Origin of the sequence: Anaerolinea thermophila (genome assembly GCF_020723905.1) — a bacterium.
GTDB classification, from domain to species: domain Bacteria; phylum Chloroflexota; class Anaerolineae; order Anaerolineales; family Anaerolineaceae; genus Anaerolinea; species Anaerolinea thermophila_A.
This window is the reverse complement of the sequence record NZ_DYHZ01000001.1, coordinates 241,072-262,113: the sequence shown is the minus strand read 5'-3', so window position 1 is coordinate 262,113 and position 21,042 is coordinate 241,072. Positions and strand designations below refer to the sequence as shown.

Here is a 21,042-nt window from a genome sequence, read left to right as displayed (position 1 = left end):
GTTTACTCCAGCAAACGAACCAAGGTGTAGTTTTTACGCCCTTTTCGCAAAACCACAAACTGTCCCTGCAGGGCGTCCTGAAGGTTGACGGCACGGTTCACATCTTCCACCCGCCGGTTGTTGACATAGATGCCCCCTTCCTGAATATTGCGCCGTGCTTCGCCTTTGGAGCGGGCAACCCCGGAGGTGACCAGCAGGTCGACCAGCGGGTATCCCTCTCCTTCAAGTTGATGGCGTGGAACTTCGCAGGCAGGCACTTCGGAGAAAATATCGGCGATTTCCGCGGCATTCAGGTTTTCCAGTTCGCCACCAAACAGCGCCTGACTGGCTTGTTCTGCGCGAGCCAGAGCGGTTTCGCCATGAATCATCTGCGTCATGGCGCGGGCGAGCGCGCGGTGCGGTTCACGCTGTTCCGGACGTTCGGCAAGGCTGACCTCCATCCCTTCAATTTCCTCGCGGGTGAAGAAGGTGAAGTACTTGAGGTACTTGATCACGTCCCGATCGTCAGTATTCAACCAGAACTGGTAGAAGCGGTATGGTGAGGTCTTGTTCGGATCCAGCCAGACGGAGCCCGATTCGGTCTTGCCAAATTTGGTCCCATCGGCTTTGGTGATGAGGTGATACACCATACCGTAAGCCTGTCCGCCGCGTACCCGACGAATCAGTTCGGCACCTGCGGTGATGTTGCCCCATTGATCGCTGCCGCCGGTTTGCAGTTTGCATCCGAAGGTATCGTACAGGTGAAGGAAATCGTAAGACTGCAGAAGCATGTAAGAAAATTCTGTAAACGAAATGCCTTCCTCGCGTTCCAGACGGCTTTTGACCGAATCCTTTGCCAGCATGTAATTGACGGTAAAGTGCTTGCCGATTTCGCGCAGAAAGTCCACCAGATTCAGTTTCAACAACCAGTCGGCGTTGTTAACCAGTGTGGCGGGGTTGCTCTTGACCTCGAAATCCAGGAAGTGCGCCAGTTGCTTCTGGATACACGAGACGTTGTACTCGATTTGCTCACGGGAAAGCAATTGCCGCTCGCTGGATTTTCCGCTCGGGTCGCCAATCATGCCCGTGCCGCCGCCGGCAACGGCAATTGGGGTATGCCCGAAACGCTGCAGGCGCGCCAGAGCAATCAATGGAAGGGTATGTCCAACATGTAAACTGTCGGCAGTGGGATCAAAGCCGTTGTACACGGTCACCTTTTCCTTCGCCAGCAGTTCAGGGACACCCTCCATGTAATCAAAAATCAATCCGCGCCATTGCAGTTCTTCAAAGGCATTGTTACTCATGATGCTTCTGTCCTCCTTACGTTCGAGAGTATACCACAGGGTATCCTCTCCGCAGAAGTTTAGGGTTTGGAATGACTTGAAGATATTGAATTTTAATAATTATGGATATATTATGTTAAAAAGTATATTTTTTGGGGAGGGAAAAATGAACAGGCGAATGTTTGGCTTAATGGGCGCGGCGTTGATCGTTGCGCTCGTGCTGGTTTTTCTTGTCTTTCAGACCAGAGGACAGGCTGCTCTGGGAAATGTAGGTTACCCGATTTACTGCTTGGTGCCGAATGTTAATGCTGGAAGTACTGAAAACCTTACCTGTTTCCATGATGCTTCAGGGACGACATTTACGCAGGTTCCCACAGGATACTATCTGCTAGTGACCGATGTGTTCATTACGCCAGCCTCCACCTGCGGATTGGATAAAGGGCTCCTGCATGTCTACATTCACGATTCTTACATTTCCGGAGGCACTACCTACAATGAAGACGGCATTCACATGAGAGAATTGGATAGAGAAACCTTTTCCGATCATTTCCAGTCACCTGCCTTGATTGTGCAGGCAACCCATTTTTTGAGAGCCGAAGCCAATGGCGGCAACGTTTGCTCAGTACGTGTGCGCGTACACGGCTGGCTGGTGACCAATCTGTCCTTCCTGCCGGTGGTGACGAAATAAATTTTCCAGTGGGACCGATTCCATTGACCTTTTGGTAATCAGGGAAACTCTCTAAATCTCCCCCTGAACTGGAGGGGGAGATTTTTTTAGTAAATCTTGACCTGAAATCCATTGACATGGGAACCTTTTCATAGTTACACTCGTTTTACATATATTGAGAATTCCACCATTCGTATTCCTGTTTCCAGAGAGGAAAATGATATGTCCAATATCGAAGAAATCGAGGTAGTGGAGACCTCCCAGAAACGCTGGCACTGGGACTGGCTCTGGCGCATCCTCCTGCGTCCCCGTCAGGTATTTGATCAGATTGCCCAAACAGAAGTATCAACCTGGATTCTGCCTGTGTTGTTCCTGACGGTGATTTCTCTGGGAGTGGTGCTGGCAACAGGTCCGGTGCGCACGCAGGAACTGCTTGCCAGACCCGTTGAGCCGCCGCCAGATTTTCAGTACTGGTCTCCAGAGATGCAGCAGGAGTACATGCAAAATGCCCAGCCTGACCCTTCTCCTGCGTTGATTTATGTGTTGCCAGCCGTGGTGGCAGTGGTAAAGGTGTGGCTTTCGTGGGTGATTCTGGCGGCGCTGGTGCACCTGGTGCTGACGCTGGCAGGCGGACGGGGTTCGCGCGTTGCTGAGTTTAGCGTGGCAGGTTGGAGCCTGATGCCCCTGGCAGTCAGGGAACTGGTGCATCTCGTGGCGGTGCTTTCCACCCAACACAGCATTCAGAAACCGGGGCTTTCTGGTTTCATTCAGGCAGAAACCGGCGGCGGTGCTGTATTCCTTGCTTCTCTGCTTTCCTTTGTAGATCTGTATCTGGTCTGGCAGGTGGTATTGCTTGTTTTGGGTGCAAAACGCACTTCCGGACTTTCCACAGGCAAGACAGTGATTTCAGTGCTGGTGGCGGTTGTCCTTTTGCTGGTGTTACAGGCGTTGCCCGGCTTTATTGGCGCGCAGTTAAGCGGACTGCAAACCGGCGGATTTTTCCCGTTTTAGCCTATGAATGGCGACGTGTTCATTTCAATTCGTCAATTACGCAAAACCTACATTATGGGACGGGTGCGCGTTCATGCCCTTGCCGGGGTGGATATGGATATCCCTGCCGGGTCGTTTACGGTGGTGATGGGACCTTCCGGTTCGGGAAAAAGCACCCTGTTGTATCTGTTGGGAGGTCTGGAACGTCCCACCAGTGGACAGATTCTGGTGGATGGCAGGGATTTGAGCGTTATGGATGAAAATGCCCTGGCATTGTATCGGCGAAGTACGGTGGGGTTTGTGTTTCAGCAGTTCAATCTGGTGTCCAGTATGACCGCACTGGAAAATGTGGCTTTTCCAATGCGCTTCAGCGGTATTCGCACTGGCGAGCGTCTCACGCGCGCCCGAGCATTGCTCACCCAGGTAGGGCTTGCCACCCACCTGAAACACCGCCCTACGGAGATGTCCGGTGGACAGCAGCAACGGGTTGCCATTGCCCGTGCGCTGGTGCATAACCCCCGTCTGATTCTCGCTGATGAGCCGACCGGAAACCTGGACACGGTGACGGGGTACAGCATTATGCAGTTGCTCAGCGAATTGCACCAGCAGGGGCGCACGGTGATGGTGGTCACCCACGATCCGCGCATGCTACGGTTTGCCACCCACACCGTCTATTTGCTGGATGGCAGGGTGGTCTCTCGCGAAGAATTTGAGAAAGCCAGCGCGCTTCCGCAGGAAGAAAAGAGCGCGGGTTGAACGGATTCAGTCTTTCTTGGAACGGAGTGTTTACATGACCAGACGGTACCATCTCATTCTCTTAGTCGGTTTGCTGTTGATGCTGATCATGCCCGGGCAAGGTGTGTTTGCCCAGACGCCTGCGCCGGTGACGGATCGCCCCCTGGTGGTCATTAACGGCTACTATCTGGATAAAGATACCATTGCTGTTGGCGATTCCTTCAACCTGTTTGTGGAGTTGAAGAACATCAGCGCCACGCAGGATGCCAGCAACCTGATTCTCTCTTTCATCAATGACTCATTCCTTCCTCAGGAAACCGGTGGGGTTGTGGCTTTGGGAATGCTGGCGGCAGGCGGAGATCGTACAGTCACCCAGCGGTTCCTGGTCAGTTCCAGTCTTGCGGGGCAGCCGGTCGGTACCATCCCGCTCAATCTGTCCTACACAGGTCCGGATGGTACGCAGTACAGCGAGCGTTTTACCATTACCCTGCAATTGCGGATTTACTACCGCGCTGCGTTTACGCCTACGCCCAGCCCAACCCCCACACTGGCGCCGGTGGTTCGTCCTCAACTGGTGGTTTCAAGTTATCGTACCGATGTCAACCCGCTTCAGCCCGGTTCCCTCTTTAAGTTATCTCTGGATGTGCGAAATTTGGGGAATGCGGATGCCCGCTCGGTGACGATGGTGCTAGGCGGTGGCGTGGCGCCTGATCCAGGCGGCACGCCACAACCCGGCGGCGTGAGCGGCGCTGGGGGCGATTTGAGCGTCTTTGCGCCGGTAGGGTCTTCCAACCTGGTGTTTCTGGGAGATGTTCCGGCAGGAGCATCCCTGAGTACCACCTCGGATCTGGTCGTCAATGTATCTGCCAATCCTGGTGCGTACACGCTCAAAATCTCCTTTGTGTACACCGATCCAAAAGGGCTTCGGCTGGTAGATGACCAGATCATAACGCTGCTGATCTACCGCCTGCCCGTACTGGAGGTGAATTTTTATCGAGATCCCGGTCCGCTGTTCTCTGGACAGCCGAATATTCTGCCCATTCAGGTGGTGAACCTGGGAAAGACCACTGTGGTGCTGGGCAATATGACCGTCAGCGCAGAAGGAGCGGAATTGCAGAACAATACGGTGCTGGTAGGCGCGCTGGACCCGGGTGGATTCTATACGCTGGATACCACCTTTACTCCCATGCAGGCAGGGGAGATGACCATCAAGGTGGTGTTGAATTACACCGATGACTTCAATCAGCCCCGTCAGGTGGAGCAAATCATCCCGGTGGTGGTGCAGGAAGGCGCGCCCGTGATTGAGCCGGGGATGCCGTCCGGAGAGGGAGAGATTCCGGTGCAGCCTGTTCAGGAAACCTTCTGGCAGAAGGTGTGGCGTTTCATGCGTGGGCTGTTAGGGCTGGACAGTGCCCTGCCCCAGCCGGTTGTGCCGGAAGGGGAAGCGCCGGTGCAGGAATTTGAAAGCGTGCCGGTTCCGCCTCTCAAAGGTCCATGATGGGATTTAAGGAAAAGGGATAAACCATGCGATTCCTGGATTATCTGGGGTTGGTTTTCTATAACCTGGGTCGCCGTAAAGGACGGGTAGCACTCACCGCGATTGGCGTGGTGATTGGTACCGCGGCGGTAGTGGTGCTGGTGGCACTTGCCAGCGGCTTGCAGCGCAATGCCACCCGCCAGTTTTCACAGGTAGGCAATCTGACCCTGATTACCGTGTACCCTAAATATGGAGAGGTAATGAGTCAACCGGTTGGCGGTGGCGGCTCGGGAGGGTCAGGGCAGCCTCAGACGAAACTGCTCACCCCTCAGGCTATCGCAGAACTCTCTGCCATTGAAGGCGTGGCACAGGTCATTCCCCGCGATTCTTTGCGGGGTGGCGCCCGGCTGGTGGCGGGAAGGATGGAAACCTACCCTTTCATCATGGCGTATGATACGCCTGACTTGAGCGTGTTCAATTTCCAGATGAAAGAAGGGGTTGCCGAATTGAAACGCGGGGAAGCCCTGGTGGGAGAATACCTTGCCAAGGGATTTAACGATCCGCGCTGGCGCCCCGGACAGCCTCAACCGGAGCAACCAGAAATTTTAGGAAAACAATTGAAACTGGTGGTGCAGAAATTTGCTCAGGATGGCACCATGACCGAGCGAGTGTACTCGGTTCGTATTGCTGGCATCATTAAGCAACGCATGGATGAGACCGATTACGGTATGATCATGCGCATGGATGACCTGACCCAGATGAATGAGTGGTTGATGGGCAAGCGCATCAATCGCAATAAAGAGGGGTATGACATGCTCTATGTCAAGACCACCGACTCCAAAAAAACCACCGAGATTTCCAAACAAATTAACGACCTGGGGTATCAGGCATACTCTCCGATGGAGTTTATCCAGAGCGCGAATAATTTCTACACTATCATTCAGATTGTCTTTGGCGGGATTGGCGCCATTGCCCTGCTGGTTGCCGCCATTGGCATTGCCAATACCATGACCATGGCGATTCTTGAGCGCACCCGCGAAATTGGTTTGATGAAGGCAGTTGGTGCCACCAACCGCGATGTGATGAGCATTTTTCTTGGAGAAGCAGGCGGCATTGGTTTGATTGGAGGTGTGGGTGGAGTGGCGCTGGCATGGGGACTGGCGCAGGTGATTAATGTGCTGGCAGCAAGTTACCTTACCAATCCGGTGCAGTTTGGGGGGCAGCCGCCCGGTCCGGCTGCATATATTGAACCCTGGCTGCCACTGTTTGCGCTGGTTTTCTCCACGCTGGTTGGCATTCTCTCGGGGTTATACCCTGCGTTGCGCGCTGCCACCATGGTGCCGGTGGTGGCGTTGAAGTACGAGTAGTTACGGGTTCAGGCTTGCTGTACTGCGGTGTTCCTGCCACCGGTTTGCGGGAACGCCGCAGTTTTTTACACAGGAAAGTTGTCCAGAATTTGGTATGACGGACGTATGGCTGCGTGGTGTGGGTGGGGGATTGTGGTATGATTTTGTTATACCCGCACAGGTGAGGTTGGGTGAACGAATTCAGTCTACTGCTCATGATCGGCGGAGGAATAGGACTGTGGCGCGTCAGCCGTCAGCGCGAACTGCAGTGGCTGGATGGCGCCATCCTGGCAATTCTTGGGGCGCTGGCAGGTGCGCGTCTGGGGTATGTGCTGGTCAATCTCGCTTACTTTCGGCAGGTTCCTCAGGAAATCTTTCAATTCTGGCTGGGTGGTCTTTCTGCGCCGGGGGCAATTACCGGCGCATTACTGGGTGTTGGGGCGGCTTCTCTGCTCTTTCGTGTTCCGTATTTTCGCATGGCAGATCGGCTTTACCCGCTCTTACCGCCGCTGGCAGTCAGTTGCTGGCTGGGATGCTGGCTGGCAGGTTGTGCCTACGGGGCGGTTGCCCGGCCTGGCTGGCTGGGTGTTCCTGCACCTGATGAGGCGGGCTGGGTGACCTGGCGGGTGCCGGTTCAGCCCTTCGCGGCGTTCAGTTTGATCCTTTTTTACGGGTTAATGGAAGCCCTGATTCCCATCCCTCGCCCTTCGGGCTGGCTATCCAGTCTGGCATTGACCTGGCTCACCCTGGTGGGGCTGGTGGCTTCCCTCTTTCGGGCAGATCCCATGCCCCGGTGGAACAATCTTCGCGTGGATACGTGGGTCTATCTGGTTTTGGAGTTGCTCTTCTTATCCTGTTTTACCATTTTGCATTTTATGGCTCATCGCCGTTCAGGAGGAAAACCAACAAACCTATGAAATTATGCCTTGCTCTGGCTCAAATCAATACTGTGCTGGGTAACGTGCAGAAAAATCTGGAAAAACATCTTGCCATCATCGAGGAAGCCAATTCCCGGGGAGCAGACCTGGTGGTTTTTCCAGAATTATCCCTGACGGGGTACGTTCTGCAGGATCTGACCCCGATGGTCGCCTGCCGTCCGCGGGTGGATGACCCCGTTTTTGCGCCTTTACTGGCGGCAAGTCAGCGGCTGGATATTGTGGTGGGCTTTGTTGAAGAGGATGTGCGCAATCGCTTTTACATTGCGGCTGCGTATCTTTCCCGCGGCAAGGTGCTGCATGTGCATCGCAAGGTGTACCTGCCTACCTACGGATTGTTCGATGAAGGACGTTTCTTTGCCTGGGGGGACAGCGTGCAGGCATTTGATACTGCCTATGGCAGGGTGGGTATGTTGATTTGCGAGGATTTCTGGCACGCTTCGCCGCCTTACCTGCTCTGGCTGGACGGCGCCGATTTGTTCATTTTTATGTCGGCTTCGCCCGGAAGGGGGGTAACGGGAAAAGACGTGCTGGACTCATCGCGTTGGGTCAATCACATCCTGCGTGCCTATGCCAGCCTCTATACCAGTTTTGTGGCGCATACCAATCGGGTGGGTTTTGAGGATGGTTTGAACTTTTGGGGACAGGCGGCGCTTTATGATCCGAACGGTGAATTGCTTGCCGAAGGTCCTGCCTTTGAAGAAGCCCTTACACTGGTGGAAGTAGACCTGAATCAACTGCATCGCACCCGTGCCCGTCTGCCACTGTTACGCGATGAGCGCACAGCGCTGGTTCAGCGGGAACTCAACCGGATTGTCAGCGACCGCACCCATTTCAGCGGGAGGTAAGCCATGAAAGTACAGGTGAATCTGAGCATTAACACGGATCTGGTGCGGCGCATCCTTACCGGTTTCATTCGCAGTGAAATTACCCGCATGGGATTTGAGCGGGCGGTGATTAACCTCTCCGGTGGACTCGACTCGGCAGTATCCTGCTTCCTTGCCGCAGAAGCGCTGGGTCCGCAGAACGTGCTGGCGCTATGTCTGCCCTATCGCACCTCTTCGCTAGAATCGCTTGAGCATGCCCGAATGGTCATTGAAGCCACGGGGGTGCAGTCTCACACCTTTGAAATTACTGAAATGGTTGACCCGCTCATTGCCCATTTTCCGGAGATGGATTCCCTGCGTAAGGGCAACATCATGGCGCGCATGCGCATGATTGTCCTCTACGATCAGACGGCGGCGTTCAACGGGCTGGCGGTAGGCACAGGCAACAAGACGGAAATCCTTCTGGGTTACACCACTCTCTATGGAGATTCTGCCTGTGCATTGAACCCGATTGGCGATCTCTACAAAACGCAGGTGCGACAACTGGCACGCTCTTTGGGTGTTCCGGATGTGATCATCCAGAAACCCCCATCTGCAGATTTATGGACAGGACAAACCGATGAGGGCGAACTGGGCTTTACTTACGCCGAGGTGGATAAATTGCTTTACCTGCTGGTGGATGAACGCTATACCCCGCAGGAATGCATCGAAGCCGGGTTTGAGGCTCGCTTTGTTCATGCAGTGGTCGAGCGGGTTCGCAAAAACCAGTTTAAACGCATGCTCCCGCCTATTGCCAAAGTGAGCAACCGCACGGTGGGATACGACTTCCTCTACCTGCGCGATTGGGGTACCTGATCCATCCTTTTGAAGGCGAAGATGTCCATCCTGCGCCGACGAACTCCCTTGCAAGTGGATTTGCCTTTACCTGCCGGAGCAAAGCGGGTTCGGGTACTGGCGGAATCCGGGAATCTGGTGGTGGAAATTCGTTCCGAAGCCGATGAAGTGCTGGAACGGCATGAAGCCACCTTCTCAAAGGATGAAGGACGCTGGCGCACCATTCTCCCGGCAGTTGCCTTCTGGCTGGCGCTGGCAATCTACCTGGCAGTGCGGTTGACCGGTCTGGCGCAATTTCCGGTGTACTTCTTTTCTGATGAAGCCATCCAGACCATGCTGGCTTCGGATTTGATTCGCGATGGCTTTCATGGATACACCGGCGAATTTCTGCCCACTTACTTCCCCAATGGTGGGCAGTACAACCTGAGTGTGTCGGTTTACTTACAGGTTATTCCCACGTTGTTGTTTCCCCGTTCCATCGAGGTGACCCGCGCAACGGCGGCGGTAATGACGCTCCTCGCTGCGCTGGCAGTGGGACTGACCATGCATAAGGTGTTTGCCAGCCGTATCCCCTGGCTGGCGGTGCTGATTCTTTCCCTCACACCGGCCTGGTTTTTGCATTCCCGCACTGCCTTCGAGACCGCGCTGGGGACCACGTTCTTTGCGGCTTTTCTGGCTTGTTACCTGTGGTATTTACAGGATCATCCGGCTTCGCTCCCGTGGGCAGTCACCTTTGCAGCATTGACGTTTTACGCCTATGCTCCCATGCGTCTGACCATAGCGGTGCTGTCGCTCCTGCTGGTGGTTCTGGACTGGCGCTGGCACTGGCGTACTCCGCGGGTTACGTTCATCAGTGCGGCGGTGGCGGTGGTGTGGCTCATCCCTTTCATCCGTTTTTTGATGCTCCACCCTGCCGGCTTGAATCAACATCTGGAGATTCTGGGGTCTTACTGGCTGGCAGAATTACCCCTGCTGGATAAACTGCGCCGCGCCGGAGAGATTTACCTCAACCTGCTCAGCCCGGCTTACTGGTGGGGAGAGCCTCGTTTTGACATCATCCGCCATGTGATGAAAAACTACGGACATTTTCCGCGCCTGCTTGCGCCTTTCACGGTGATGGGTTTTGTCTGGGCGGTATTCCAGATGTTTCGTGGAGACACACGCGCGCGCACGGTGTTCCTGGCGTGGCTGGTGTCTCCCCTGGGGGCAGTGCTGGTTGGAGAAGGAATTACCCGGGTGCTATGCATGGTGATCCCTCTGACATTGTTCACTGCGCTGGGGATGGAAAAGATTCTTGACGCCATCAACCAGCGAATGGATCACATCCCGGCGCCGGTTCGGGGGAATGGTTTACTGGTGCTGATCTACCTGGCGCTGGCGGCAGGGAATGTCTCAATGCTCAACGATGCCCTCACTCATGGCGCTTTTTGGACCCGGGATTATGGTTTGAATGGAGTACAGTACGGCGCTCGACAGGTGTTTGCGGAAATCCAGACCCGATTAAAACACGAACCCGATTTGAAAGTTGTGCTGACTCCCACCTGGGCAAACGGCACGGATGTGCTGGCTCGCTTTTTCCTGCCCCAGGACCCGCCGCCGGTGGAAATCAATTCTTATCTGGCTTATACCGAAACCTACCGCCCATTTATCCCGGAAAAGACGGTCTTCGTCATGACGGCGCAGGAATATCTTGAACTGCCCCGCCGGTATTTTTCAGAAGTTCAGGTGGAACAGGAACTTCCCTGTCCGGACGGTTCGCCGGGGTTTTACTTTGTCCGTCTGCGCTATGCCCCGGATTTTCAGGAACTCCTGGCGCAGGAACAGGCGGAGCGAAGGAAACCAGTCGAGGAATCGCTGGAGGTTGATGGCATGCTCCTGCGGGTTTCGCATACCCGCCTGGATATGGGAGAACTCCGGCATATATTCGACCGCAACCCCTCGACACTGATTCGCACCGCAGGAATTAACCCATTGACTCTGAAAATTGCCTTCGCGGTTCCTCAACGCATTGAACAGGTCAGCCTTCGGATTGGCGGCACACCCAGCCGGGTGCGTTTGAGCCTGTGGCAGACGCCGGAAGAGTCTCCTCATGTGGTGGAGCAGGATTTTCCGGAAGATCCTCTCCCACGCATGGTGACCCTTCGGCTCGAAAATCCTCTGTCAGTTTCGATGTTGCAGGTGGAACTGTGGAATGCCAGCGACTCTGCTGATGGACATGTGCACCTGTGGGAACTGGAATGGGGGACTTTGCCCTGATGGGAGGTGAAAAGATGTCCTCGACGAGAGGTTGTGGAATACGCATCCACAGGTTCGCTTTAACCCTGATTCTGCTTGGGCTGGCATGGGCAAGCATTGGGCGCGCCATCTGGGCATGGACGGATCGAGACTTCCTGATTCGATACAGTGCTCAGCCCGGCTGGGAATATTTGCTACTCACTGGTGTGATATGGGCGCTGTTAGCCCTGAGTGCGGCAGGATTGACATTGTCGGGCAAACCCCGCTGGTTTCGTATAGCCTTTTTCGAAATTGTCCTCTGGGCAGGGCTTTACTGGGTAGATGTGTTGTTCTTCTCCCGCTCGGGGGAAGCCCTTTTAAATCTGGGTTTTCTTGTCGTGTTGACCCTGGTCGGGTTGCTTTACGCGGCTTTTGTGTTAGAGATGATCCCGGAAATTTTATCTCGTTTTCGTAGATAGATTTCTCATCTCTCCATTCCAGAAATAGATACAATCAAAGAAAGCCAGCCATTTAACAGGATGTAAAACAATTTTTTCCCGAGAAAAGGTTAAGCCGGTGGAACAAGAGGTCGAAGCCAAATTTCCGGTGCGTTCCCTCGAGACGGTACGTAAACGTCTGGAACAGGCGGGTGCCGTTCTGGAAGCGCCGCGCGTGCACGAGGTCAATCTGCGGTTTGACACCCCTGAAGGCACATTGACTCGCGAGCGGCGCGTACTCCGTTTGCGGCGGGATAGCCGTGCCGTCCTGACGTATAAAGGCGCGGCTCAGCCCGGGCAGGAAGTCAGTGTTCGCCAGGAAATCGAGGTAGAGGTGAGCGATTTTGAGGCGGCGCGTCGTCTTCTGGAAGCGCTGGGGTACCGGGTGAGCACAATGTATGAGAAGTACCGCACCACCTATCGCCTGATGGATGCGCATGTGGTGCTGGATGAGATGCCTTTTGGTAATTTTGTGGAAATTGAGGGTGAAAATGCAGAGAAAATTCACGCCATTGCCAGCGTCCTGGGTCTGCGCTGGGAAGCGCGGGTGGCGGAAAGTTACCTGGGCTTGTTCGAGCGGGTGAGGCAGGCTTATGGGCTTCCTCCCACCTGTTTGACCTTTGAGGCGTTGCGCGATGTGAGTGTGCGCCTTTCTATCATTGGACTGGAGGAAGCGGACGTATGAATCAATCCTTGCGGCGTTTTGGTAGATGGGGAGTGCTGGGAACCGGTTTGCTGCTGCTTTTTTTCCTGTCAGGCCTGGCTAGGGGGCAAAACGGGGGTGGAACGACGCTGTATCTTCCGCTGGTGAGCCGGGGCTTGTCTGCGCCGGTGTTAAAGTTTGAACGCCTGGGGTGTTATTCCTCCTGGTGTGAAACCGGCTGGTATTCCTCGCCCGCCGTGGTGGATGTCAATGGGGATGGCAGGCTGGATATTGTGGCTTCTGCCTACTCCATCTGGGCAATAGATGGAGAGACCGGCGCAATCCTCTGGAAAACCCGTTCCGGGCATGATGTCACCGAAGGGTTTGATGGGGTGAGCAACGTTGGACGCACCTGGCCCGGCATTGCCGTTTCGGACGTGGATCGTGATGGTATGCAGGAAATCATCACTGCCCACTCCGGTGGGGTGGTATCGGTGTACACACTGCAGGGGCGCTTTAAGCCAGGCTGGTATCAAAAACCTCACACGGGTGAGTGGCGCGGATTGCTGGTGGCAGATCTGGACGGCAACGGCAGTCCCATGGAAATTCTGGCTACCCGTGCATACGGGAGCGCGGTGAATACCTGGGTTTTTAACGCCAGCGGGCAGATCCGTGCCAACTGGCCTCAACTGAGCAATGACAGCGGGTATGCGTGGGGGGTATATAACGCCAACCCTGCGGCAGGAAATTTCACCGGCAACAGCGCGCTTGAGGTGGTTGTACCTTCGGATGTGCATTACATCAATGCTTATGATGCCAGCGGTAATCAATTACCTGCCAGTAATACCGATTACCCCGGTAAGGGTTGGGGAAAGGTGGGGGTGTGGGAAAACCTGGATGTGGAAAAACGAGGCTGGGGAGCATGTGATGGCGTTCGTGCTGAGAGTTACCGTGCCAACTTTGCCGATGGACCCGCTGCCATTGCCGATGTGAACGGCGATGGCATTCGTGAAGTGGTGGTGGCAGGAAACATGTATGATTGTTCCAGATCCCCCTATCAGAGCCGTTATATTGCCCCGTTTATCTTTAACGCCGACCGGTCACGATTCCGTGTGGGCGTATGGGATTGGCGCTCCAATCCGCTGGATACGGGGGCGCCGATTGCGGAAGACTATAACGTCATTGAAAGTGCTGAACCCAACCCGGTGGTTGCCGATCTGGATGGAGACGGGGTGAAAGAAATTCTCTTTGCGTCGTATGATGGGCGTGTGCATGCGTTCTGGCTGGACAAAACCGAACACGGCAACTGGCCCTTTGAGGTTTATCAACCCTCAGAAGGGGTTCTGCGCTTTGCCAGCGAACCGGTGGTAGCCGATCTGGATCTCGATGGAAAAGCCGAGGTGTTGTTCGCCTCGTGGGCGGCAAAGGGTTCCAATCGCACCGGAAAACTGCACATGGTCAGTTTTGAAGGTACGGCTCTCTTTGAGGTATCGCTACCGGCTCCGTTCAATGCCAACTGGAACGGGGCGTTAGCTGCGCCTACCCTTGCCAGCGTGGATTCTGATCCCGATCTGGAAGTAATTTTGATGACCGCTCACTCTGGCGTGGTGGTGTACGATTTGCCGGGAACCGCCGGAGCCCGCATTCTGTGGGGAACCGGGCGGGGGAATTTCCAGCGTACGGCTTCTCCCTGAAAGGGGAAAGAATAAAATTATTTTCTTCGCGGGTCGGGTTGAGATGGAGGAGCCGGTCGAGCGCTTCCACATACCCGGCATTCAGTATCGTCGTCACCAAAGGGAACACTGCAGGTCGAACAGGCATAATAGGCATCCCAGGCGCGTTCCAGCGCCAGTTGTTCGGCGCGTTCGGCTTGCTTTTGCTTGAGATAAGCCGCTTCCAGCGCTTCCGCAGCCTGGCGGATGACCTTCCAGGCGCGTTCTTTCAACTGCAGGTGACCGGCAATTTCCGCCAGTCCGGCGCCTTCAGAAAGGGCACGGCTGGCTTTTTCGAACAGGTCATCCGCGCCGCGCACGTCTCCCCGCAGGAGAGAGAGACCCGCGCCTGCCAGTCCCAGCAGACGTTTCCCCCCTTGTTTCACGATTTCAATCATGCCGGGACGGGTGAGGTCGTTGATCTTTACATCGCATCCGGTGGGGGTACGCACAAGTTGAATGGTCATTGCCGGGATGGCGCCTGCGTTGGTCAGCAGGCTGATGGTGCCGGTCAGGTTGCTGGCATCGCCGCTGAAGGTTATCAGACTGCCGCGCCCGTTGAACTCTGCCTGCAGGGGGGCGATCAGGTCATCTGGTTCCACCCCCTGATATGATGCCGAACCCTCGGTGGCTACTGCGGCAACTGCACCTGCTCCCAGCACCCCCGCCGCCAGCGCGGTGAGCGCTCCTTCGGCTTCATCTTCCACCGGTTTATGTTCCCGGGCGCCTTTCCGCAGGGCTTCGAGCATCTCAGCCAGGCGCTTTCGTTCTTCGGCGTGGCGGTTCATGATTTCACCTTTGCGGGTCAGTGCACCGGGCAAATCGTTTGGGGAAAAGGTGCGGGCAAAAAAGTCCTGATCGTCGGGTGTAAGCGTACAGAAGATGGCTTTCTGCTCATCCGAAAGCCCGGCAAGTTGTTCTGCTGATAAACGTGCAAGCGCGGAGTCGTCCATTTTGACCTCCATGGAAATACGGTCATTGTATCCTGTTTTCTCGGGTTAGAGGGCTGGGACGGCTCAAGATTCAGTCAAGACTTTCGGGCAGGGAGATGTTGCGTTCCTGTAACAGCCGGGCAATTGCTTCAAGGGAACAGCCCTGATTGGCACCGTTCAACCGGCGTTGATGCAGGGCAATGATCTGCCAGTCGAGGGTAAAACAGGGTGAGCCGGAAGAGCCAGCCTGTGTGTTGGTGCGGTACAGCAGGCGAGTGCGGTTGACATTCCATCCCAGAATTCCCTGGGTATCCAGAGCAATTTTCAACGGCGCGCCAAGGGGGTGCTGGACAATGAGCAAAGGGTCTGCTTCGTTCACAACGGGGAAGGCGACGGGTAAAGAAATCCATCCTCGCGGGGGTGAAGAGACAACGGCGGAGGAAACCGGCAAAAGCCCTGCCGGTTGGGCCAGTTGCAGAATGGCGTAGTCCATTTCCTCGGGAGTGGGGAGGGGCTCTTCTGCATCTACCTCTTCAGCCGGTGAGGGCGGGCTCCAGTCTACCAGCCAGTCCTTACTGAGCGCAAATTCATCTCCTGCCGCAGGCACCGCCTGATGGGGAGGAAGCAAATGCTGAAAGCGCACCCGTACCTGCCGGGGTGAGATTTTCCCTTCATGGATTTCCTGAACGACGTGGTAAGCCGTCATCACCCATTCGGGGGCAATGAGGAAGCCCGTTCCCCGCGGGTTGAGGTCAATTTCAATCCGGCACACCTGCTGTTCAACCCGGGCCATTTGTTCGCGCCAGCGGGCGGGGTCGAGAAAAGGCAGGTTATTGCGTAAAATTTTCTCCAGTCGCTGGCGGGACGCCGGGCGGGGCGTACTGGCGCTGTGCTGAATGGTAACGGTGGGAGACAGCCCGAAGCGGCGCGAAATGTCAACCAGGGCAGGGTGGTAGGGATGGGATCGGCGGGCGGCGCTGATCAGGAGAGGAAGCCAGCCTTCCTCCTCAGCGGTGAGAATCAGGCTGACCAGAATCTCTCTGGGGGTGCGTCCGGGGGCAAAATCGTTCAGCGAGCGGTTCAGTTCCTGTTGGAGGATGCTGTCCAGTTCTTCAAGGGTAAGGGCGCTGGAAAGCCCGTGTATCAGTTCTCGTAAAAACGATTTGGAAATTGTCATGGCTATTTCCTTACAGGAGAAGTTTCCCGCCTGTGTTAATCTTACTCAACCTGTTCCTGAAAAGCCAATCTGTCAAAGCCTGAAGTTTGCAATTTCTTTTTTGGCAGAGTAGAATGAATGCCAGTTTCACAACAGGAGGCTTTGAAGCAACATGGCAGGTTCAGCGTTTTATGTACCGGAAAGTGCGATGGTGATTGTCGCACACCCCGATGATATTGAATTCAGTTGTGCGGGAACAATGGCACGCTGGGCGCGCGCCGGGACGCGCATTTGTTATGTGCTTTGCACCAGCGGAGATGTTGGTATTGCCGATTTAAGCCTGACCCGCGAACAGGCTGCGGCGATTCGAGAAGAAGAAGCCCGAAAAGCGGCGGAAATTACCGGTGTGAAAGAAATTGTTTTCCTGCGCGAACCCGATGGAATGCTGCAACCCACGCTGGAACTGCGCAAAAAACTGGTGCGGGAAATTCGCCGTTTTCGCCCGGAAGTGGTGGTGACGGGGGATCCCACGGTGGTCTGGGCGGGAGAAGAGTACATCAATCACCCCGATCATCGCGCGGCTTCGCTAGCAGCGCTGGAAGCGGTTTTCCCCGCTGCCGGACAACCGCACCTCTTTCAGGAGATTGAGCGCGAAGAGGGCTTCAAAGCCCATAAAGTGCGCAAGGTGTATGCGACGACCTGGGATCATGCCAATCTGTATGTGGACATTACTGAGACCATCGAAGTAAAAATTGAAGCCCTGCGTGCCCACAAAAGCCAGATGGGTGACTGGGATCCCGCTGAGATGATCCGTCAGTGGGCGGCGGAACGGGCAAAAGGCAAAGAAATGCTGTATGCCGAGTCGTTCCGCGTGGTTACGCTGGTAGATGACCAGACCTGGGCTCGGATTTGCTGCGGGCAGGATTAAGCGTTCTTTCGCAAGTCTAGGGGATGCCGAACATTTCCTGGACCAGCGGTAAAATGACTTCCCAGCGGGGTAACAGTACCTGGGCTCCTCCCTCGGTGACAAAGGGCTGCACCATTTCTCGTGTAATGGTGCGGTGATCCAGGTGATCCACCCCTACCCGCAGTACGGCAAGGCCGATGCGCGGCATTTGCCAGACGGGTAAATTGGTATCTACCGCGCTGAAGAAAGCCGGAACAATGACCGGCAGACGCCACCAGGTCAGCGGGTTGAGCATTTTCTTCATGGCTGCCACAACGACCATCTGTCCCTGTTGCATCCGGAAGAAGTCATCTGCGCCTTTTCGGCTGCGGGCAAATGCCAGCGCTTCTTCGCCGTTGAGGTGGTGTTTGCCGGCATCCAGCCCCCCCATGGGTTCTTCAAGGGTGATGTCCACTCCGCCCATTGCATCCACAATTTGAGAAAAGCCCTCAAAGCGCAGGCGCACGTAATAGGGAATGCGCAGACCAAAATTGGCTTCGATGGTCTGGATGGCGGCTTGCGCGCCGCTTCCTTCCTGGCTGGCTTCGGCGAAAAAGTGGGCGGTGTTGATGCGGTTTTCCCCCACTCCGGGGATTGCCACCCATAAATCCCGGGGAATGGACAGCATGCTGACCTGCGGTTTGAGCGGGTCGGCTTGCAGGATGACGATGGTATCGCTCCGCCCCACAAAACTTCCTCTGGGGGCGCGGTCGCTGTTCAGGTCAATACCCAGAATCAGCACGCGGGTTTTGCCGGGTAAAAAGGCAAAGAACACCATGGCGCTGGTGATCACCACCAGCAGGATTACCAGCAGGCTCACACACCCGAAGCAGCCGCGCGATTTTCTGGGGCGAACTTTCCTGGGCGGCGCTTCTTTCGGGATACGAATCGGCTGGTATGCCGCTAACGGGTCGAAGTCGAGGGTGGGAGCAGGTTGGGTTTCGGCTAATGGATCGTAAGGCTCAGGATAAGATGGGTTTTTGTTCATCTGTGAATGGTCAGGTCACGCCTTCCCAGGCGGGCAATGCCTCCGTGGGTGATTTTCAAACAGCCCTGCAGGTCCAGGTAATTCAGGTTGGGCAGAGCGCGCAGATGTTTCAGCCCGGCATCGGTCAGGCGGTTGCAAAAGGATAAATTTAAGTGGGAAAGGCGCGGGAATGCGCTCAACGCTTTCAGCCCCTGATCAGTCAGGTCGCAGGAACTCAGGTTCAAACCGGAGAGAAAGCGGAATGCCTGCAGGATGCGCAGTCCTTCATCGGTGATTTTGCGGTTTTCTGCAAGATGCAGGAAGGTAATGGCAGGACATTCGGCTGTTTCCCGTACCAGAGTCTTCAGGTCATCATCGTCCACATTGCGCAGTCGAAGCATGACCTCGTGACCTGCTGGAATGCGGAATACGCCTGGACCGCGGTCCAGTTCCTGCCAGTCGGCGCCGGGATTTCCCCGCGGACGCGTATATACAATGACTTCCTGGGTAGAAGAAAATACAATCTCTGAAGGTTGTGTATGCACGAGAGGCAATTATAACAAAAATAACGCCGCTGTGCCCGCCATGCAGATGAAGGTTCCGGCAATCGCCCGCCAGGAAATGCTTTCATGGAAGAACCAGCGTGAGAGCGGCAGAAGAATCACCGGACTTAGCGCCATCAAAGTAGAGGCAATTCCTACCAGTGTGTTCTGGATGGCTACCATGGAAAGCCACACCCCGGCAAATGGTCCAATCATGCTGCCCAGCAGAATGAGTCCCAGGGCACGCCGATCTTTCAAGGCGTCAAGGGTAGGGCGCACCTCTTTCTTTATGAAGGTTATCCCCCATAGAACAACTGTGGCGGTGACCATGCGAATTGCTACCCCTGAAATGGAAGGAAAATCGCCCGCCAGACCCGGTTTGGCAAGGATGAGGTTGCCCGCCTGTCCCAGTGCGCCGCCAAACCCTGCCAGTACCCCCAGCCAGTATGCCCGCCGTGGCAGATGGGTATTGCCATTGGTGCGGTCCAGAATCACCATGGAGATTCCCGCTACAACCAGCACCATGCCGAAAATTTCGGCGGGCGTAAGCGTCTCGCCGAGGAAAATCCATGCCAGCACGGCGCTGAGCATAGGGACGCTTGCCATGATGAGTGTACCCATCCGGGCGCCGATGGTGACGTAAGAATAGAACAGGAACCAGTCTCCCAGCACCAGCCCCACCACGCCAGAAAGCCCCAGCCAGAACCATCGCTCGGGTGTGGCGTGAAAGGGAAAGGGGGTTCCCTGTAGAATCCAGTGGGTTAGCAGAATCCAGATCACTGCGAAGAGCAAACGGGCACGGTTCAATACCCCCGGTCCGACCCTGCGCCCTGCAAATGTGTGGATAATAGATGAAAAAGCCCAGAAAACCGATGTCAGCAGTGCCGCAATTTCGCCCATGAAGAATCCTCAATGCTTTTGCGGCTCATCATACCACAGGCTCAGCCCTCAATCCAGAGCGGGAAATTCGACAGAAATGGTGGTGCCTTTCCCCGGTTCCGACTCTGCACTCACCCTGCCGCCCTGTGCTTCAACCAGCGCCCGCACGATGGCAAGCCCCAGTCCACTTCCCCCGCTTTCGCTGTGCCGGGATGGATCTACGCGATGAAAGCGTTCGAAGATGTGTGGCAGTTCTTCCGCAGGAATCCCGGAACCGGTATCGGCAACCTGCAAGAGCACCCGTTTGCCGTCCTGTCTGGCGCGCAGGGTCACTTCCCCCCCAGAAGGAGTGTAGCGCAAGGCATTGCTGATGAGATTGTCCAGTACCTGCATCATGCGGTCTTCATCTACCAGAATGGAATCGGTATGTTCATGGACATCCACCTTGAGGGTAATGCCTGCCTGGCTGGCATGGTGTTGAAACAGTTGCGCCGCGCGTTCCAGCAGGGCAACCGGTTGAACCGGCTGTGGGTGCAGGTTGAGTTCCCCCGCATCGGCTTGTGAGAGCATCCGCAGGTCGTTGACCATCTTCTGCAAACGCTCGATTTCCTGATAAATCAGGTCCAGCCGCTGGGGAGTGGGTTGCAGGACGCCGTCTCGCATGGATTCGATGTACCCGGCAATGACTGTCAACGGGGTGCGCAGGTCATGGGCAATGTCTGCGGTCATCTGTCGGCGCAGTTGATTGGCGCGGGCGATTTGCTGGCTCATTAAATTAAAGGCCTGTGCCAGTTGCCCGATTTCGTCCCTGGAACGTACCTGCACCTGCTGTTCCAGTTCCCCCTGCGCCATACGGGTGGCGGCAAGGGTCAGATCTTTGATGGGACGGGTCAATGTGCGCGCCAGGAACACGCCGATGATCAGGGCAATCAGCAACGCGCCAGCCCCGCCGATTACCAGTGCCTGATTGACGCGGTTGAGAAAGCGGGCTTCTTCCGGACGAAAATTGACCAGCCGTTGAGGAGAGAGAAGAATGCCCACCGTCTGTCCATTCACGGTAATTGGAGTGCCTTCCTTCAGCATCTGCTCATCGAGCAGGATGCCTTCTGGATATCCCGGAGCGCCAGAAACCAGCACGTACCCGCTGGAATCTGCCAGGCTGAATAATCCCCGACGTTCCCGGACTTGAGGGGGCAGCGGGTCGCGATTTTCCCCCTCGCCGATGGGGTGTTGCCATTCTTCGGGCAGGGTTTGGCGTTCCACATTGCCCCAGTTCTGGCGAATGTCTTTCCATGAGCCATGAGTTTGATAGTACTCGCTCAGCGACTGCACCAGTTTGGTGCGTTGCTGGTCAATGACAAACTGCATTAACCGGTCAGCGCTGGTCACGCGGATGAAAATAGCGAACAGCCCGGCAGTGGTAAACGCTGCCAGAAGGATTGCCAGAGAGAGTTTCCAGTAAAGCGAACGCATCATGGTGC

20 protein-coding genes are annotated in these 21,042 nt (G+C 55.6%); 13 read left to right on the top strand and 7 right to left on the bottom strand.

The annotated features are described in order from the left end of the window. Nucleotides 1-2 precede the first annotated feature (2 nt). On the bottom strand, nucleotides 3-1,283 hold the full coding sequence (tyrS, locus tag LHF31_RS01105) for a tyrosine--tRNA ligase (RefSeq protein ID WP_303773222.1): 1,281 nt from the start codon (nucleotides 1,281-1,283) through the stop codon (nucleotides 3-5). Between the two features lie 145 nt (nucleotides 1,284-1,428). Between tyrS and LHF31_RS01100 the strand changes: the two genes are divergently transcribed. From LHF31_RS01100 to LHF31_RS01045, 12 genes are all read left to right on the top strand, one after another. After that, nucleotides 1,429-1,950: a hypothetical protein gene (locus LHF31_RS01100; protein WP_303773220.1), complete on the top strand. Its 522-nt coding sequence runs from the start codon at nucleotides 1,429-1,431 to the stop codon at nucleotides 1,948-1,950. A gap of 201 nt (nucleotides 1,951-2,151) precedes the next feature. Beyond that, nucleotides 2,152-2,940, top strand: coding sequence for a Yip1 family protein (locus tag LHF31_RS01095; RefSeq protein WP_303773219.1), 789 nt, complete (start codon nucleotides 2,152-2,154; stop codon nucleotides 2,938-2,940). A gap of 15 nt (nucleotides 2,941-2,955) precedes the next feature. Beyond that, nucleotides 2,956-3,675, top strand: a complete 720-nt coding sequence (locus LHF31_RS01090) for an ABC transporter ATP-binding protein (RefSeq protein WP_303773217.1) — start codon at nucleotides 2,956-2,958, stop codon at nucleotides 3,673-3,675. 34 nt (nucleotides 3,676-3,709) lie between these two features. Further along, the gene (locus LHF31_RS01085) at nucleotides 3,710-5,152 is read left to right on the top strand and encodes a COG1361 S-layer family protein (protein WP_303773216.1); all 1,443 of its coding nucleotides are present in this window, start codon (nucleotides 3,710-3,712) and stop codon (nucleotides 5,150-5,152) included. Between the two features lie 26 nt (nucleotides 5,153-5,178). Then, nucleotides 5,179-6,498 (top strand): ABC transporter permease, encoded by a 1,320-nt coding sequence (locus tag LHF31_RS01080; protein ID WP_303773214.1) that lies wholly within the window; start codon nucleotides 5,179-5,181, stop codon nucleotides 6,496-6,498. A gap of 170 nt (nucleotides 6,499-6,668) precedes the next feature. Then, on the top strand, nucleotides 6,669-7,394 hold the full coding sequence (locus LHF31_RS01075) for a prolipoprotein diacylglyceryl transferase (RefSeq protein WP_303773213.1): 726 nt from the start codon (nucleotides 6,669-6,671) through the stop codon (nucleotides 7,392-7,394). Next, a complete protein-coding gene (locus LHF31_RS01070; RefSeq protein WP_303773212.1) occupies nucleotides 7,391-8,260 on the top strand; it encodes a nitrilase-related carbon-nitrogen hydrolase in 870 nt (289 codons plus the stop codon). The genes LHF31_RS01075 and LHF31_RS01070 overlap by 4 nt, the downstream gene beginning before the upstream one ends. Nucleotides 8,261-8,263: 3 nt before the next feature. Then, complete coding sequence (locus LHF31_RS01065; RefSeq protein ID WP_303773210.1) at nucleotides 8,264-9,094, top strand: NAD+ synthase; 831 nt, start codon at nucleotides 8,264-8,266, stop codon at nucleotides 9,092-9,094. Between the two features lie 21 nt (nucleotides 9,095-9,115). Beyond that, nucleotides 9,116-11,329, top strand: a complete 2,214-nt coding sequence (locus LHF31_RS01060; protein ID WP_303773209.1) for a glycosyltransferase family 39 protein — start codon at nucleotides 9,116-9,118, stop codon at nucleotides 11,327-11,329. 14 nt (nucleotides 11,330-11,343) lie between these two features. Then, the gene (locus LHF31_RS01055) at nucleotides 11,344-11,766 is read left to right on the top strand and encodes a hypothetical protein (protein WP_303773208.1); all 423 of its coding nucleotides are present in this window, start codon (nucleotides 11,344-11,346) and stop codon (nucleotides 11,764-11,766) included. Nucleotides 11,767-11,863: 97 nt separating this feature from the next. Then, nucleotides 11,864-12,469, top strand: a complete 606-nt coding sequence (gene cyaB / locus LHF31_RS01050; RefSeq protein ID WP_303773206.1) for a class IV adenylate cyclase — start codon at nucleotides 11,864-11,866, stop codon at nucleotides 12,467-12,469. Beyond that, a complete protein-coding gene (locus tag LHF31_RS01045) occupies nucleotides 12,466-14,121 on the top strand; it encodes a VCBS repeat-containing protein (protein ID WP_303773204.1) in 1,656 nt (551 codons plus the stop codon). Before cyaB ends, LHF31_RS01045 begins: the two co-directional genes overlap by 4 nt. Before the next feature lie 17 nt (nucleotides 14,122-14,138). Here the strand turns inward: LHF31_RS01045 and LHF31_RS01040 are convergent, their stop codons facing one another. Next, nucleotides 14,139-15,092, bottom strand: a complete 954-nt coding sequence (locus LHF31_RS01040) for a hypothetical protein (protein WP_298006040.1) — start codon at nucleotides 15,090-15,092, stop codon at nucleotides 14,139-14,141. A 70-nt stretch (nucleotides 15,093-15,162) separates the two neighbouring features. After that, nucleotides 15,163-16,248: a trypsin-like peptidase domain-containing protein gene (locus LHF31_RS01035; RefSeq protein WP_298006037.1), complete on the bottom strand. Its 1,086-nt coding sequence runs from the start codon at nucleotides 16,246-16,248 to the stop codon at nucleotides 15,163-15,165. Nucleotides 16,249-16,399: 151 nt separating this feature from the next. On the opposite strand from LHF31_RS01035, the gene LHF31_RS01030 reads away from it, so the two are divergent. Beyond that, nucleotides 16,400-17,155: a PIG-L deacetylase family protein gene (locus LHF31_RS01030; protein ID WP_298006033.1), complete on the top strand. Its 756-nt coding sequence runs from the start codon at nucleotides 16,400-16,402 to the stop codon at nucleotides 17,153-17,155. A gap of 16 nt (nucleotides 17,156-17,171) precedes the next feature. On the opposite strand, the gene LHF31_RS01025 is transcribed toward LHF31_RS01030, so the two are convergent. The 4 genes from LHF31_RS01025 to LHF31_RS01010 are packed head-to-tail and all read right to left on the bottom strand — an operon-like array spanning nucleotide 17,172 to nucleotide 21,037. After that, nucleotides 17,172-18,161 carry an LCP family protein gene (locus tag LHF31_RS01025; RefSeq protein WP_298006029.1) on the bottom strand — a complete coding sequence of 330 codons (990 nt, stop codon included), beginning with the start codon at nucleotides 18,159-18,161 and terminating at the stop codon, nucleotides 17,172-17,174. Beyond that, the gene (locus tag LHF31_RS01020) at nucleotides 18,158-18,685 is read right to left on the bottom strand and encodes a hypothetical protein (protein WP_298006026.1); all 528 of its coding nucleotides are present in this window, start codon (nucleotides 18,683-18,685) and stop codon (nucleotides 18,158-18,160) included. Before LHF31_RS01020 ends, LHF31_RS01025 begins: the two co-directional genes overlap by 4 nt. A 9-nt stretch (nucleotides 18,686-18,694) precedes the next feature. After that, nucleotides 18,695-19,582 carry a DMT family transporter gene (locus LHF31_RS01015; RefSeq protein ID WP_303773202.1) on the bottom strand — a complete coding sequence of 296 codons (888 nt, stop codon included), beginning with the start codon at nucleotides 19,580-19,582 and terminating at the stop codon, nucleotides 18,695-18,697. A 48-nt stretch (nucleotides 19,583-19,630) separates the two neighbouring features. After that, nucleotides 19,631-21,037 carry a cell wall metabolism sensor histidine kinase WalK gene (locus LHF31_RS01010; protein WP_298008632.1) on the bottom strand — a complete coding sequence of 469 codons (1,407 nt, stop codon included), beginning with the start codon at nucleotides 21,035-21,037 and terminating at the stop codon, nucleotides 19,631-19,633. Nucleotides 21,038-21,042: the final 5 nt, after the last annotated feature.